The organism is Microbacterium sp. HMWF026 (assembly GCF_003061325.1).
Classification (GTDB): domain Bacteria; phylum Actinomycetota; class Actinomycetes; order Actinomycetales; family Microbacteriaceae; genus Microbacterium; species Microbacterium testaceum_E.
On sequence record NZ_QAJB01000390.1, the window covers coordinates 18,164 to 32,684 of the forward strand.

Sequence of the window (14,521 nt, forward strand, 5' to 3'; positions counted from 1 at the left end):
GGCCCTTGCCAGCTTAGGCGGGCAGCAGGCCGATGGCGACATCGGTCGGGCGCACCGGTGCCGGCAGCACCGTCTCGCCCATGAGGAACGTGTCGACCTCGGCGGCGGCCGCGCGGCCCTCGGCGATGGCCCACACGATGAGGGACTGTCCGCGGCCCGCATCGCCGGCGACGAACACCCCCGGCGTGCTGGTGGCGTAGGTCGCGTCGCGCTCGACGTTGCCGCGGCCGGTGAACTGCGTACCGAGCTGCTCCTCGAGCAGGTCGCGCTCGGGGCCGGTGAAGCCCATCGCGATGAGCACGAGGTCGGCGGGGATCTCGCGCTCGGTGCCGCTCTTGGGCACGCGGCGGCCGTCGACGTACTCGGTCTCGGCGACGCGCAGGGCCCGCACCTCGCCGGCGGCGTTGCCCAGGAACTCCACCGTCGAGGCCAGGAACGTCCGCTCCCCGCCCTCTTCGTGGGCGGATGCCATCTCGAACAGGTTCGGCATCATCGGCCACGGCTGCTCGGCGGGGCGCTCCGACGGCGGCTGCTTGCCGATCGCGAGGTTGGTGACGCTCAGCGCGCCCTGGCGGTGCGCGGTGCCGATGCAGTCGGCACCCGTGTCGCCGCCGCCGATGACGACGACGTGCTTGCCCTCGGCCGTGATCTGGTGCGGTACCTGGTCGCCCGCGACGGCCTTGTTGCCCTCGATGAGGTACTCCATGGCGTAGTGCACGCCATCGAGGTCACGTCCCGGGATCGGCAGGTCGCGCGGCACCGTGGAGCCGGTCGCGACCACGACGGCGTCGTAGCGCGCGCGCAGGTCGCTCCACGACACGTCCTTGCCGATCTCGACACCCGCGCGGAAGCGCGTGCCCTCCGCCTGCATCTGCCGCAGGCGCAGCTCGAGGTGGCGCTTCTCCATCTTGAAGTCCGGGATGCCGTAGCGCAGCAGTCCGCCGATGCGGTCGTCGCGCTCGAAGACGGCGACCGTGTGACCGGCGCGCGTGAGCTGCTGCGCCGCCGCCAGACCCGCGGGGCCGGAGCCGACCACCGCGACGGTCTTGCCCGTCAGACGCTCCGGCGGCTCGGGCTCGACCCAGCCGTTGCCGAACGCCTCGTCGATGATCGAGACCTCGACCTGCTTGATCGTCACCGCGGGCTGGTTGATGCCCAGCACGCACGAGCTCTCGCAGGGGGCCGGGCACAGGCGTCCGGTGAACTCGGGGAAGTTGTTCGTCGCGTGCAGACGCTCGATGGCCGCGCGGCCCTCACCGCGCCATGTCAGGTCGTTCCACTCGGGGATCAGGTTGCCCAGCGGGCAGCCCTTGTGGCAGAACGGGATGCCGCAGTCCATGCAGCGACCGGCCTGGCGCTTGATGACGGCCGAATCACCCGGCTCGTACACCTCTTTCCAGTCCATGATGCGCACGGGCACCGGTCGACGCTTGGGGAGCTCGCGCTCCGTGGTCTTGAGAAAGCCCTTCGGGTCAGCCACCCGTCACCTCCAAAATGCGCTTCCAGACGACGTCGCCGTCGGGGTCGAGCCCCTCGGTGACCGCCTCCTGGCGGGTCTGCAGCACGGCGGCGTAGTCGCGCGGCAGGACCCGGACGAAGTTGTCCACCTCGGCCTCGAAGTCGTCGAGCAGACGACGGGCCAGCGTGGAATCGGTCTCTGCGACGTGCTTCTCGAGCAGGTCGCGGAGGATCTCGGCATCCCCGGATCCGAGGGCGCCCAGAACCAGCTCACCGGATGCCATGGCCTCGCGGTTGACCAGGTCGCGGTCGAGCTTGTAGACGTACGCCTGTCCGCCGGACATGCCGGCGCCCAGGTTGCGGCCCGTCGAGCCGAGGATGACGGCCAGGCCGCCCGTCATGTACTCGAGCGCGTGGTCGCCCACGCCCTCGACCACCGCGGTGGCCCCGGAGTTGCGCACGAGGAACCGCTCGCCCACGACGCCGTTCAGGAACATCTGCCCCTGCGTGGCGCCGTAGCCGATGACGTTGCCGGCGATGACGTTCTCGCTCGCGGCGAAGGTCGAGCCGCGCGGCGGGCGCACGACGATCGTTCCCCCGGACAGGCCCTTGCCGACGTAGTCGTTGGAGTCGCCCTCGAGTCGCAGCGTGATGCCCGCGGGCATGAACGCGCCGAACGACTGACCGGCCGAACCGGTCAGGCGCACGTCGATGGAGTTCTCGGGCAGACCGTGCTCGCCGTGCGCCTTGGTGACGTGGTGGCCGAGCATGGTCCCGACGGCGCGGGCGGTGTTGCGGATCGGCAGGTCGATCGTCAGCTGTCCGCCGTGCGCGATGACGTCCTGAGCGCGCTCGATGAGCTGCACGTCGAAGTGGTCCTCGAGCTCGTGGTCCTGCGAACGGCCGTGACGACGCGGCTCGTCCTCGGCGAAGGGCGGTCCCTCGAGGATGGGCGCGAGGTTGAGCCCGCGCGCCTTCCAGTGCTGGATCGCCTCGTTCGCGTCGAGCAGCTCGGTGCGACCGACGATCTCGTCGATCGAGCGGTAGCCGAGGGCGGCGAGGTACTCGCGGACCTCTTGGGCGATGAACTCCATAAAGTTCACGATGTACTCGGCCTTGCCGGTGAACCGCTCGCGCAGGACCGGGTTCTGCGTCGCCACGCCCACCGGGCAGGTGTCGAGGTGGCAGACGCGCATCATGATGCAGCCCGAGACGACGAGGGGCGCGGTCGCGAAACCGAACTCCTCGGCCCCCAGCAGGGCGCCGATGACGACGTCGCGACCGGTCTTCATCTGCCCGTCGACCTGCACGACGACGCGGTCGCGCATGCCGTTGAGCATGAGCGTCTGCTGCGTCTCGGCCAGGCCCAGCTCCCACGGGGTGCCCGCGTGCTTGAGCGAGTTCATCGGGCTGGCGCCCGTGCCGCCGTCCTGGCCCGAGACCAGGATGACGTCGCTCAGCGCCTTGGCGACACCGGCCGCGACCGCTCCGATACCCGACTGGCTCACCAGCTTGGTGTGGATGCGGGCCGAGGGGTTGGCGCGCTTGAGGTCGAAGATCAGCTGCTTGAGGTCTTCGATCGAGTAGATGTCGTGGTGCGGGGGCGGCGAGATCAGTCCCACGCCGGCGGTCGCATGACGGGTACGCGCCACCCACGGGTACACCTTGGTCGGCGGCAGCTGACCGCCCTCGCCGGGCTTGGCGCCCTGCGCGAGCTTGATCTGGATGTCGTCGGCCTCGGTGAGGTACAGGCTGGTGACGCCGAATCGACCGGATGCCACCTGCTTGATCGCACTGCGGCGCTCGGGGTCGAGCAGACGGTCGACGTCTTCTCCGCCCTCGCCGGTGTTGCTCTTGCCGCCGATGCGGTTCATCGCGACGGCGAGGACCTCGTGCGCCTCTTTCGAGATGGAGCCGTAGCTCATCGCACCCGTCGAGAAGCGCTTGACGATCGCCGAGACGGGCTCGACCTCGTCGATCGGCACCGCCGGCCGCTGCCCCGTGCGCAGTCCGAACAGACCGCGCAGCGTCTTGAGCTCGTGCGCCTGATCGTCGATGAGCTGGGTGTACTCGCGGAAGATGTCGTAGCGGCGCTCGCGCGTGGCGTGCTGCAGACGGAACACCGTGTCGGGGTTGAACAGGTGCGGGGCACCGTCGCGGCGCCACTGGTACTCTCCACCGGTCCACAGGCGCTCGTGCGCGCGGGCAGCGGCATCCTGCGGGTAGGCGTACTCGTGACGCGCGGCGTTCTCGGCGGCGATGACATCGAGACCCACACCGCCGAGCTTGCTCTCGGTGCCGGTGAAGTACGCGTCCACGAACTCGCGCGACAGGCCGACGGCCTCGAACACCTGGGCGCCGGCGTACGACGACACGGTCGAGATGCCCATCTTCGACATGATCTTGAGCACGCCCTTGCCGAGCGCGTAGATCAGGTTCTTGACGGCCTTCTCGGGCGTGACGTTCGTGATGAAGCCCGCACGCACCAGGTACTCGACGGTCTCCATGGCGAGGTACGGGTTGACCGCCGACGCGCCGTAACCGATGAGCGTGGCGACGTGGTGCACCTCGCGGACGTCGCCGGCTTCGACGACGAGGCCGACCTTCATGCGCGTCTCTTTGCGGATGAGGTGGTGGTGCACCGCGGCGAGCATGAGCAGCGAGGGGATGGGCGCGAGGTCCTTGTTGGAGTCGCGGTCGCTGAGCACGATGAACTCGGCGCCGTCCTCGATCGCCTGGTCGACCTCGGAGCACATCTGGGTGAGGCGCTTCTGCAGACCCTTGTGCCCGGCTTCGACCCGGTACAGGCCGCGGATCGTCACCGACGAACGGCCCGGAAGGGCGGTGTCGATGTGCTGGATCTTGGCGAGCTCGTCGTTATCGATGACGGGGAAGTCCAGCGTCACGGTGCGCGTGTGGTCGGGACCCCAGTCGAGCAGGTTGCGCTCGGGACCCAGGCCCAGAGAGAGCGAGGTGACGACCTCTTCGCGGATGGAGTCCAACGGCGGGTTGGTCACCTGCGCGAACTGCTGCGAGAAGTAGTCGAACAGCAGTCGGGGTCGGTCGCTCAGCACGGCGACGGGCGCGTCGCTGCCCATGGCGCCCAGCGGCTCGGCGCCGCCCTGGCCCATCGGGGTCAGCAGGATGCGCACCTCTTCTTCGGTGTAGCCGAAGGTGCGCTGACGGCGCGTGATCGAGGCGATGGGGTGCACGATGTGCTCGCGCTCGGGCAGTTCACTGAGCTTGACCCGACCCTTGTCGACCCACTCGCCCCACGGCTCGAGCGAGGCGAGGCCCGCCTTGATCTCCTCGTCTTCGACGATGCGGCGCTCGGCCGTGTCGACGAGGAACATGCGGCCGGGCTGCAGGCGCCCGCGGCGCTTGATGCGCTCGGGGGCGAAGTCGAGGACGCCGGTCTCGGAGCCGATCACGACGAGCCCGTCGGTGGTCTCGGTCCAGCGGCCGGGGCGCAGCCCGTTGCGGTCGAGGGTCGCGCCCACCAGGGTGCCGTCGGTGAAGATCAGCGCCGCCGGGCCGTCCCACGGCTCCATCTGCATCGAGTGGTACTCGTAGAAGGCGCGCAGATCGGGGTCGATCGTGGCCTGCTTCTCGTAGGCCTCGGGGACCATCATCATGATCGCGTGCGGAAGACTGCGCCCGGTGAGCGTCAGCAGTTCGAGGACCTCGTCGAACGAGGCCGAGTCGCTCGCGCCCTCGGTGCAGATGGGCAGCAGGGGACGCACGTCGCCGATGAGCTCGGACTCGAGCTGCGACTGGCGCGCGCGCATCCAGTTGCGGTTGCCCTTGACGGTGTTGATCTCGCCGTTGTGCGCGAGCATGCGCAGCGGCTGCGCGAGCGGCCACGACGGGAAGGTGTTGGTCGAGTAGCGCGAGTGCACCACCGCCAGCTCCGACGCGAAACGCTCGTCGGACAGGTCGGGGTAGAAGGGCTCGAGCTGCAGGGTCGTGACCATGCCCTTGTAGCCGAGCGTCCGGCTCGACAGCGACACGAAGTACGCCTCGAGCTCGTGACGGGCGCGCTTGCGCAGGCGGTACACGCGACGGTCGAGCGCGATGCCCGACAGCGCCGGCTGGTCACCCACGCCGGGGCGCGAGACGAAGAGCTGCTCGAACGCCGGGCGGGCGTCGTACGCGAGCTTGCCGAGGTTCTCTGCCTCGACGGGCACCTCGCGCCAGCCGAGAACCTCGAGGTTCTCGTGGCGCGCGAGCTCTTCGATGCCGGACTTCATGGCCGCGCGCTCGTCGTGGCCGAGCGGTAGGAAGACCATGCCCGCGGCGTACTCCCCCACCGGCGGAAGGTCGAAGTCGACCACCGCGCGCAGGAACGCGTCGGGCATCTGCGTGAGGATGCCGGCGCCGTCACCGGTGCCCGCGTCGGAGCCGATGGCCCCGCGGTGCTCGAGGTTGCGCAGCGCCGTCAGCGCCAGGTCGATGATGTCGTGACCGGCTTCGCCGCGGAGAGTGGCGACCATGGCGAGGCCACAGGCGTCCTTCTCGAACGACGGGTCGTACATTCCCTGTCGGGCGGGGAATGCTGCTCCGACGGTGCCGGAGCGCAGGCTGGAAGCCATATCAACCGTCCTCACGTTGATGCTTCGAATGGGACGACGTCGGCCCAGAGAGTTAGTTCGTGGCGGGGCTGCTTGTGGCGCTGGTGCCGACGGTGTCGCTCGTCGCGGGCGGCTCGCTCACGTCGACGAAGTCAGAGGGGTCGCCTGAGTCTACAGCCCCCGGAGCCTTGGACTCGCGCCCCGGCACGTACGGCGAGGGCTCGAGGCCGAGGTGGCGGCGCGACTGGACGATGAAGATGACGATGCCGAGGATCACGCCGAAGATCGCGGCCCAGACGTTCGTGCGCAACCCGAGGATGATGTCGCTGGGGTCGATGCGGATGGACTCCCAGACGATGCGGCCCGCGCTGTACCAGACGAGGTAGATGGCGAACTGCTTGCCCCACTGCAGGGTGAAGCGCTTTCCGACGTACAGGATCACCGCGGCGCCGAGCAGGTTCCAGATGACCTCGTACAGGAAGGTCGGGTGGAACAGCGTGCCGGCCGGCAGACCGACCGGGATCGCCGGGTTGCCCGAGGCGATCTCGAGTCCCCACGGCAGGTCGGTGGGCTGGCCGAACAGCTCCTGGTTGAACCAGTTGCCGAAGCGGCCCATGGCCTGGGCGATGATGAGGCCGGGCGCCAGGGCGTCCGCGAAGGTCCAGAAGCGGATGCCGGTCCACCGGCATCCGAGGATCGCGCCGATCGCCCCGCCGATGAGGGCGCCGTAGATGGCGATGCCGCCCTCCCAGATGGCCCACACCGATCCCGGCTGCGTGATGTTCCACGGGTTCGAGCCCGGGCCGAAGTAGAAGCCCAGGTGGGTGACCACGTGGTAGATGCGCGCGACGACGATCGCGAGCGGGACCGCCAGCAGGCAGATGTCGATGACGACCCACTTCTCGGCGCCACGACGCGTCAGCCGGGCGTTCGTGAGGAGCACGGCGACGATGATGCCCGCGACGATGCACAGGGCATAGAAGTGGATGCGGAGCGGACCGAGATCGACGTAGGAGATCGACGGACTCGGGATGCTGGCGAGCACGCCGGAGGCGGCGCTCGAGAGGGCGAACGTCATGCAGACGAGTCTAGGCGCGCTTGGTCGCGCCCGCGGACAGCTCCTTCGCCAGCGAGGAGAGCGCCTCGACGCCGCCGTCGCGCAGGGCCTTGACCAACGCCGTCCCGACGATCGCGCCGTCGGCATACTCCACGACGCCGGCGACCTGGTCGGCGTTCGAGATGCCGATGCCCACGCACGCGTTCTCGGCTCCGAACGCGCGCAGACGCTCCACCAGGCCGCGGGCGGCGGCATCCAATTCGGCCCGTTCTCCGGTGATGCCCATGGTCGAGACCGTGTATACAAAGCCCGTGGACGCGTCGACGATCATCTTCAGACGCTCGTCGGACGAGGTGGGGGCGGCGAGGAACACGCGGTCGAGACCGGTGCGCTCGCTCGCCGTGATCCACGCTTCTCCGGCGTCGGGGGTGATGTCGGGCGTGATCAGGCCCGCTCCCCCGGCCGCGACGAGCTCGTCGGCGTAACGGTCGACTCCGTACTGCTCGACGAGGTTCCAGTACGTCATCACCAGGACGGGCACCTCGGTGCGCGTGGTGACCTCGCGGATGATCGTGAACAGGTCGCGCATGCGGAAGCCGTTGGCCAGCGCCGTCTGCGTGGCCTCCTGGATCACCAGGCCGTCCATCACGGGGTCGCTGTAGGGAGGACCGAGTTCGATGACGTCGGCTCCCGCCTCGGCGAGGGCGACGGCCGCCTCGATGCTGGTCTGCACGTCGGGGAAGCCCGCGGGCAGGTACCCGACGAACGCCCCGCGTCCGTCCCGGTGGGCCGTGTCGATCGCGGCGGCGACGCGCGAGGTCATAGCTCGACCCCCGCACCGCTGGCCGCATCGGGGGCGGCGGTGACGTCGACGGGCGATCCGGGGGCGGATGCCACGGTCTCGGCCGCGCGCGTCTGCGCACGGCCCTCGACGGTCTCGGGCGCGTGCTCGGCGTCGTAGAGGTCGAAGTAGCGGGCCGCGGTGTCCATGTCCTTGTCGCCGCGACCGGACAGGTTGATCGCGATGACGGCATCCGGACCCAGCTCGCGACCCACGCGCAGGGCGCCGGCCAGGGCGTGGGCGGACTCGATCGCCGGGATGATGCCCTCGGTGCGCGAGAGCAGACGCAGGGCCTGCATCGCCTCGTCGTCGGTCGCCGGGATGTACTGCGCGCGGCCGATGTCGGCGAGCCAGGCGTGCTCGGGACCGACGCCCGGGTAGTCGAGTCCGGCCGAGATCGAGTGCGACTCGGTGGTCTGACCGTCCTCGTCCTGCAGCACGTAGGTGCGGGCGCCGTGCAGCACGCCCGGGCGGCCGCGGCCGATGGAGGCGGCGTGCTTGGGGGTGTCGACCCCGTCGCCGGCGGCCTCGACGCCGTAGAGGGCCACGCCCTCGTCGTCGAGGAACGCGTCGAACATGCCGATCGCGTTGGAGCCGCCGCCGACGCACGCGAACACGGCGTCGGGAAGGCGGCCGAGGCGCTCGAGGAACTCGGCGCGGGTCTCTTCGCCGATGATCTTCTGGAAGTCGCGCACCATGGCCGGGAACGGGTGGGGACCCGCCGCGGTGCCGAAGATGTAGTTGGTGGTCTCGACCGAGGCCACCCAGTCGCGGTAGGCCTCGTTGATGGCGTCCTTGAGCGTGCGCGAACCGGTGGTGACGGGCACGACCTCGGCGCCCAGCAGGCGCATGCGGGCGACGTTCAGCGCCTGTCGCTCGGTGTCGACCTCGCCCATGTAGATGACGCAGTCCAGGCCGAACAGCGCGGCGGCCGTGGCGGTCGCGACGCCGTGCTGGCCGGCACCGGTCTCGGCGATGACGCGGGTCTTGCCCAGGCGCTTGGTGAGCAGGGCCTGACCGAGCACGTTGTTGATCTTGTGCGACCCCGTGTGATTGAGGTCCTCGCGCTTGAGGAAGACCCGCGCGCCGCCGGCGTGCGCGGCGAAGCGCGGCACCTCGGTCAGTACCGACGGGCGCCCGGCGTAATCGTGCAGGAGCGCGCGGAGCTCGGTCTGGAACTGCGGATCCGCCATGGCCGACTCGTAGACCGCGGTCAGTTCGTCGATCGCGGCGATCAGGGACTCGGGCATGTAGCGGCCGCCGAAGTCGCCGAAGAACGGCCCCTTCTGGTCGCGGAGGCTCTGCGTGGGCAGGGTGGTCATGACGTCTCCTGGAGGAACGCGCGAAGGGTGGCGACCGGGTCTCCGGTCACGAGGGCCTCGCCCACGAGCACCACGTCCGCGCCCGCGGCGCGGTAGTGGGCGACGTCGGCGGGGGCGAGCACGGCGGACTCGGCGATCTTGACGGCATCCGCGGGAAAACGGTCCACGAGCGAACCGAACAGGTCGCGGTCGAGCTCGAAGGTCGAGAGATTCCGCGCGTTCACGCCGATGAGCTTCGCGCCCAACTGCGCGGCGCGGTCGAGCTCGTCGGCCGAGTGCGTCTCGACCAGGGCCGTCATGCCGAGCTCGGTGACGAGCGCGTACAGCTCGGCGAGCGTCTGCTGCTCGAGGGCCGCGACGATCAGCAGCACCAGGTCGGCGCCCGAGGCGCGGGCTTCGAGCACCTGGTACGGCGTGGCGATGAAGTCCTTGCGCAGCACCGGGACGCTCACCGCGGCGCGCACGGCCTCGAGGTCGGCCAGGCTGCCCTTGAACTTGCGCTGCTCGGTCAGCACCGAGATCGCCGAGGCTCCGCCCTCTTCGTACAGGCGGGCCTGCCGAGCGGGGTCGGGGATGGCCGCGAGGTCGCCGCGCGAGGGACTCGCGCGCTTGACCTCGGCGATGACCTTTACCCGGTCGGCGGGGGCGAGCATCGCCAGGGCGTCACGCGCAGGCGTCTGCGCGAGGGCGTCGCGCTCGACGTCGGCGAGCGGCCGCGTCCGTCGACGCTGCTCGGCGTCCTCTACCGCTCCGGCCGTCAGATCGGCCAGCACGGTCAGTGGGCCTTCGGGTTGGACTTCGCGCCGTTCGCGCCGTAGCCGGCCTTGGTCATGACGAAGCCGACGATCGCACCCACCACGAGCAGACCGACCGACGCCCACACCAGCACCGGCATGTCGAGCCAGAAGAACAGCGTGCCGAGCGTGAAGGCGACGAGCATGATGATCACGGCCGTCCAGGCGGCGGGCGAGTGTCCGTGGCCGGGATCGCCGATGGGGTTGCTCATGGGGCTCCTAACAGTCGCGCGCGGGCGCGGGGGAAAGCGTGGGTTCCAGTCTATCGAAGCGCGCGCCGGCTCTCCCGCCGTCGTCTCGATGTCGCGATGTCGTCGCCGACGGTGACGCGCCCTCGTCGCTCCGCGCGTCGCGTGACGCGGTTTGTCGGCGAGGAACGCTATCGGTGCCGAGACACGCGGTGACGCGCCGTGTCTCGCGAGGGAGAGCGTTTCTCGCGCGGTGGCGGTCCGCTCAGGCCGTGGGGTCGTCGCCGCGCGAGAGGTCGTCCCACGAGTCGATCGCGTCGTGCGGACGGCCGGTGTCGGCGCCCGCCTCGGTGGCGGTGCGGTACTTGCGGCTCGCGCCCGACGCCCAGCGTCGCGCGGTCACGACGGTGAACACGGATGCCGCGGCCAGCACGAGCTGCGCGAGCAGCGTCACCGCCGGCCACGGGGTCAGCGACAGATCCGTCACGAGCGAGGCGACGGCATCCGTCCCCGAGATACCGGTCGCGTCGGTGACCGTCGCCGCGGTGGCCGACACGGGCGGCGAGACGAGCAGCTGCGCGGTGCCGACGCCGACCAGGGCCGCGATCAGCACGCCCAGCGCGCCGAAGACGTAGCGCAGGACCGGGCCGACGATCGACAGCGCCGCACCGAGGGCCAGGGCCGCCAGGCTCAGCGGAGTGAGCACCGGGAGAGCCTCGGCGCCCGGGACGGCGAGGGTCTGCTGGGCGCCGTCGTCGAGGGTGACGTCGATCCACGTCTGCGTCGACGCGATGACCCCGATCGCTCCGGCGAGGAGCATCGCGAGCACCGCGGTCGAGCGGGCGCGTCGCATCAGCGCTCGCCCACGACGGGGTGCAGGTCGTCGGCGTCGAAGCAGGTGTGGTCGCCCGTGTGGCACGCGGCGCCGATCTGGTCGACCTCGATGAGCAACGTGTCGCCGTCGCAGTCCAGGCGCGCGCCCTTGACGAGCTGGATGTGGCCCGAGGTGTCGCCCTTGCGCCAGTACTCCTGACGCGAGCGCGACCAGAACGTCACGCGGCCGGTGGTGAGCGTGCGGTTCAGGGCCTCGGCATCCATCCACCCCACCATCAGCACCTCGCGCGAGTCGAACTGCTGGATCACCGCGGCCACCAGGCCGTCGGCGTCGTACTTCACGCGGTCGACGCTCATCGGCGCACCTCGATCCCCTCGGCGGCCATGGCGTCCTTGACCTGTCCGACGCTCAGCTGACCGGAGTGGAACACGGATGCCGCGAGCACGGCGTCGGCACCGGCCTGCACCGCCGGGGCGAAGTGCGAGAGCTCGCCCGCGCCGCCCGAGGCGATCACCGGCACCGCCGCGACCTGCCGCATGAGCCGGACGAGCTCGAGGTCGAAGCCCTGCTTGGTGCCGTCGGCGTCGATCGAGTTGACCAGCAGCTCCCCCGCCCCGCGCTCGACGGCCTCGCGCGCCCACTCGAGGGCGTCGAGGGTCGTCTCGGTGCGGCCGCCGTGCGTGGTGACCACGAACCCCGAGGGGGTGGATGCCGCTCGCTTGACGTCGAGCGAGAGCACGATCACCTGCGCGCCGAAGCGGTCGGCGATCTCGTCGATCAGCTGCGGACGGGCGATCGCGGCGGAGTTGACGCCGATCTTGTCGGCGCCGACGGCGAGCAGGCGCGCGACGTCGTCGCTCGAGCGCACGCCTCCGCCCACCGTGAGCGGGATGAAGACCTGCTCGGCGGTACGGCGGACCACGTCGTAGGTGGTGGAGCGCTCGTCGACCGTGGCGGTGACGTCGAGGAACGTGACCTCGTCCGCGCCCTGGTCGAAGTAGAGCTTCGCGAGCTCGACCGGGTCGCCCATGTCGCGCAGGTCGAGGAAGTTCACGCCCTTGACGACGCGCCCCGCGGCGACGTCGAGGCAGGGGATGACGCGGCGCGCGAGGGTCATCAGAGCCTCGCGGCGAGGATCTCGGTGACCAGGATCGCGCGCGCGCCGATCGCGTAGAGGGCGTCCATGACCTGGTTGACGTCACGACGCGGGCTCATCACGCGCACGGCGACCCACTCGGGGTCGCGCAGCGGCGAGATCGTCGGCGATTCCAGGCCCGGGGCGACCGCCACGGCCTGCTCCACGAGGGCGGCGGGCAGGTCGTAGTCGATCAGCACGTACTTGCGCGCGGCGAGGACGCCCCGCAGGCGTCGCAGCAGCGTCTCGGTGCCCTCTGCCTCCTGCGGGCCGGCGATCAGCACGGCGTCGCTCTCGAGCAGCACGGGCCCGAAGATCTCGAGGCCCGCCTGGCGCAGCGTCGTCCCCGTCGAGACGACGTCGGCGACGGCATCCGCCACCCCGAGCTGCACGGCCGACTCGACCGCGCCGTCGAGCGGCACGATGTCGACGGCGATGCCGCGCTCGTCGAGGAACGCGTCGACCAGGCCCGGGTAGGCGGTGGCGACCCGCAGACCCTGCAGGTCCTGCACGTCGCTGAACCGGCCGGGGCGGCCGGCGAAGCGGAACGTCGATCCGGCGAAGCCGAGGGACTCGATCTCGTGCGCGCCGGGCATGCGCGCGTCCAGCAGCAGGTCGCGGCCGGTGATGCCGACGTCGAGGGCGCCGGATCCCACGTAGGTCGCGATGTCACGCGGACGCAGGTAGAAGAACTCCACGTCGTTGACGGGGTCGACGGTGTACAGGTCTTTCGAGTCGCGACGTCCGGTGTACCCGGCCTCCGAGAGCATCTCGGCGGCGGTCTCGGCGAGCGACCCCTTGTTCGGCACGGCGATTCGCAGCATGACGGGGGCTTTCGTGTGGGGTGAGCTGTGGGCGGCTGCCGCCGGGGAGGCGGCGTCGAGCGAGGAGGTCGACGGCTCAGAGATGTCGGTAGACGTCTGCGAGCGACAGACCTTTCGCGAGCATGAGGGTCTGCAGGTGGTACAGCAACTGCGAGATCTCTTCGGCCGCGGCCTCGTCGGACTCGTACTCGGCGGCCATCCACACCTCGGCGGCCTCTTCGACGATCTTCTTGCCGATCGCGTGGACGCCCGCGTCGAGCTGAGCGACGGTGCCGGACCCCTCGGGTCGCTCGACGGCCTTGGAGCTGAGTTCCGCGAACAGGTCGTCGAAGGTCTTCACCCCTCCAGGGTATCGGGTCGCCGGGGGTGGGGCTGTCCGCGGGGCGCGCCCTGCCTCGATAAACGCCGTCCCGTGCGAGACACGCGGCGAGACGGCGTTTCTCCGCAGGGACGGCGTTTATCGAGGATGGGGCGGCGTGTCAGTGACGGTGGCGCGCGGCGGTGGAGCGGAGCGACTGGATCGCGCGGTCCGGGTCGTCGGCGCCGAACACCGCCGAGCCGGCGACGAACGTGTCGGCCCCCGCCTCGGCGGCCTGCGCGATCGTGGACTCGCCGATGCCGCCGTCCACCTGCAGCCACACGCTCGAGCCGCGACGCTTGGCCTCGTCGGCCAGCGCGCGCAGCTTGGGCATGGTCTCGGGCATGAACGACTGACCGCCGAACCCGGGCTCGACCGTCATGACCAGGATCTGATCGAACTCGTCGAGCGCGTCGAAGAGGTTCTCGACGGGGGTACCGGGCTTGACGGCGACGCCCGCGCGGGCGCCGATGGACCGCAGCCGTCGGGCGAGCGCGATGGGCGAGGCCGCGGCTTCGAGGTGGAAGGTGACGGATGCCGCCCCGAGCTCGGCGTAGGCGGGAGCCCAGCGGTCGGGGTCGTCGATCATCAGGTGGACGTCCAGCGGCACGGGGCTGGTCTCCTGCACCCGGGTGACCATCTGCGGCCCGAAGGTGAGGTTGGGGACGAAGTGGTTGTCCATGACGTCGACGTGCACGAAATCCGCACCGGCGATGCGCGCCAGCTCTGATTCCATGTTGACGAAGTCGGCGGCCAGGATGCTGGGGTTGATGCGCGGGGCGGACATGAGCACATTATCCCGTCCATGGTGCGCCTCGTCCGGCGGGGTGGCGGGGAACGACCGGACAAGGTGGAGCGGTGACGACACACGATGATCCGGGCATGGCGCGGGGCGCCGTCCCCGTCTGGGACGCCGAGCGCGGCCGGTGGGTGGCCAACGGCTACGGCTGGGACGCGGAGCAGGAGCGGTGGCTTCCGCTGTCACCGGACGCCGGTTCGACGGCATCCCCGAAGAAGACGGCTCGACCGGCGTCGCCGCGCGCCTCGTCGCGGCTCGGCGTCGCGCGACCCATCGCCGCGACGGCCGCGGCGACGGTGGTCCTCGCGGGCCTGATGTTCCTCGGCCTGGGGGCGCTGG

Annotated in this window: 13 protein-coding genes and 1 pseudogene; 1 reads left to right on the forward strand and 13 read right to left on the reverse strand. The window is 70.5% G+C overall.

Features of this window, described 5'->3' with window-relative positions; genetic code table 11:
- Positions 1–13: 13 nt before the first annotated feature.
- From DBR36_RS14540 to rpe, 13 genes are all read right to left on the reverse strand, one after another.
- Positions 14–1,480 (reverse strand): glutamate synthase subunit beta, encoded by a 1,467-nt coding sequence (locus tag DBR36_RS14540; RefSeq protein ID WP_108320474.1) that lies wholly within the window; start codon positions 1,478–1,480, stop codon positions 14–16.
- Entirely contained in the window at positions 1,473–6,050 is a 4,578-nt protein-coding gene (gltB, locus tag DBR36_RS14545; protein ID WP_108320475.1) for a glutamate synthase large subunit, read from the reverse strand. The genes DBR36_RS14540 and gltB overlap by 8 nt, the downstream gene beginning before the upstream one ends.
- Before the next feature lie 52 nt (positions 6,051–6,102).
- Positions 6,103–7,107 (reverse strand): prolipoprotein diacylglyceryl transferase, encoded by a 1,005-nt coding sequence (gene lgt, locus DBR36_RS14550; RefSeq protein ID WP_108320476.1) that lies wholly within the window; start codon positions 7,105–7,107, stop codon positions 6,103–6,105.
- Positions 7,108–7,117: 10 nt separating this feature from the next.
- A complete protein-coding gene (gene trpA, locus DBR36_RS14555; RefSeq protein ID WP_108320477.1) occupies positions 7,118–7,909 on the reverse strand; it encodes a tryptophan synthase subunit alpha in 792 nt (263 codons plus the stop codon).
- Positions 7,906–9,249, reverse strand: coding sequence for a tryptophan synthase subunit beta (gene trpB / locus DBR36_RS14560; protein ID WP_108320478.1), 1,344 nt, complete (start codon positions 9,247–9,249; stop codon positions 7,906–7,908). Before trpB ends, trpA begins: the two co-directional genes overlap by 4 nt.
- Complete coding sequence (gene trpC / locus DBR36_RS14565) at positions 9,246–10,022, reverse strand: indole-3-glycerol phosphate synthase TrpC (protein WP_108320479.1); 777 nt, start codon at positions 10,020–10,022, stop codon at positions 9,246–9,248. Before trpC ends, trpB begins: the two co-directional genes overlap by 4 nt.
- A 2-nt stretch (positions 10,023–10,024) precedes the next feature.
- The gene (locus DBR36_RS14570; RefSeq protein WP_108320480.1) at positions 10,025–10,255 is read right to left on the reverse strand and encodes a DUF6704 family protein; all 231 of its coding nucleotides are present in this window, start codon (positions 10,253–10,255) and stop codon (positions 10,025–10,027) included.
- 241 nt (positions 10,256–10,496) lie between these two features.
- Entirely contained in the window at positions 10,497–11,084 is a 588-nt protein-coding gene (locus tag DBR36_RS14575; RefSeq protein WP_108320481.1) for a Trp biosynthesis-associated membrane protein, read from the reverse strand.
- Positions 11,084–11,422: a phosphoribosyl-AMP cyclohydrolase gene (hisI, locus tag DBR36_RS14580; protein WP_056231816.1), complete on the reverse strand. Its 339-nt coding sequence runs from the start codon at positions 11,420–11,422 to the stop codon at positions 11,084–11,086. The genes DBR36_RS14575 and hisI overlap by 1 nt, the downstream gene beginning before the upstream one ends.
- Entirely contained in the window at positions 11,419–12,183 is a 765-nt protein-coding gene (hisF, locus tag DBR36_RS14585) for an imidazole glycerol phosphate synthase subunit HisF (RefSeq protein WP_108320482.1), read from the reverse strand. The genes hisI and hisF overlap by 4 nt, the downstream gene beginning before the upstream one ends.
- Positions 12,183–13,025 (reverse strand): ATP phosphoribosyltransferase, encoded by an 843-nt coding sequence (hisG, locus tag DBR36_RS14590; protein WP_108320483.1) that lies wholly within the window; start codon positions 13,023–13,025, stop codon positions 12,183–12,185. The genes hisF and hisG overlap by 1 nt, the downstream gene beginning before the upstream one ends.
- A gap of 76 nt (positions 13,026–13,101) precedes the next feature.
- Positions 13,102–13,365, reverse strand: a complete 264-nt coding sequence (locus tag DBR36_RS14595) for a phosphoribosyl-ATP diphosphatase (RefSeq protein WP_108320484.1) — start codon at positions 13,363–13,365, stop codon at positions 13,102–13,104.
- Between the two features lie 139 nt (positions 13,366–13,504).
- A complete protein-coding gene (gene rpe / locus DBR36_RS14600) occupies positions 13,505–14,170 on the reverse strand; it encodes a ribulose-phosphate 3-epimerase (protein ID WP_108320485.1) in 666 nt (221 codons plus the stop codon).
- A gap of 71 nt (positions 14,171–14,241) precedes the next feature.
- On the opposite strand from rpe, the pseudogene DBR36_RS14605 reads away from it, so the two are divergent.
- Positions 14,242–14,521 (forward strand): annotated as a pseudogene (locus tag DBR36_RS14605) (hypothetical protein); the annotation flags it as partial.

Excerpts from the sequence above, each read along its gene's own strand:
- hisF (WP_108320482.1), bottom strand. The coding sequence starts at position 12,183 with ATGACCCTCGCGCGCCGCGTCATCCCCTGCCTCGACGTCGCCGCGGGG.
- DBR36_RS14575 (WP_108320481.1), bottom strand. The coding sequence starts at position 11,084 with ATGCGACGCGCCCGCTCGACCGCGGTGCTCGCGATGCTCCTCGCCGGA.
- gltB (WP_108320475.1), bottom strand. The coding sequence starts at position 6,050 with ATGGCTTCCAGCCTGCGCTCCGGCACCGTCGGAGCAGCATTCCCCGCC.
- rpe (WP_108320485.1), bottom strand. The coding sequence starts at position 14,170 with ATGTCCGCCCCGCGCATCAACCCCAGCATCCTGGCCGCCGACTTCGTC.
- trpA (WP_108320477.1), bottom strand. The coding sequence starts at position 7,909 with ATGACCTCGCGCGTCGCCGCCGCGATCGACACGGCCCACCGGGACGGA.
- hisI (WP_056231816.1), bottom strand. The coding sequence starts at position 11,422 with ATGAGCGTCGACCGCGTGAAGTACGACGCCGACGGCCTGGTGGCCGCG.
- lgt (WP_108320476.1), bottom strand. The coding sequence starts at position 7,107 with ATGACGTTCGCCCTCTCGAGCGCCGCCTCCGGCGTGCTCGCCAGCATC.
- DBR36_RS14570 (WP_108320480.1), bottom strand. The coding sequence starts at position 10,255 with ATGAGCAACCCCATCGGCGATCCCGGCCACGGACACTCGCCCGCCGCC.
- trpB (WP_108320478.1), bottom strand. The coding sequence starts at position 9,249 with ATGACCACCCTGCCCACGCAGAGCCTCCGCGACCAGAAGGGGCCGTTC.
- hisG (WP_108320483.1), bottom strand. The coding sequence starts at position 13,025 with ATGCTGCGAATCGCCGTGCCGAACAAGGGGTCGCTCGCCGAGACCGCC.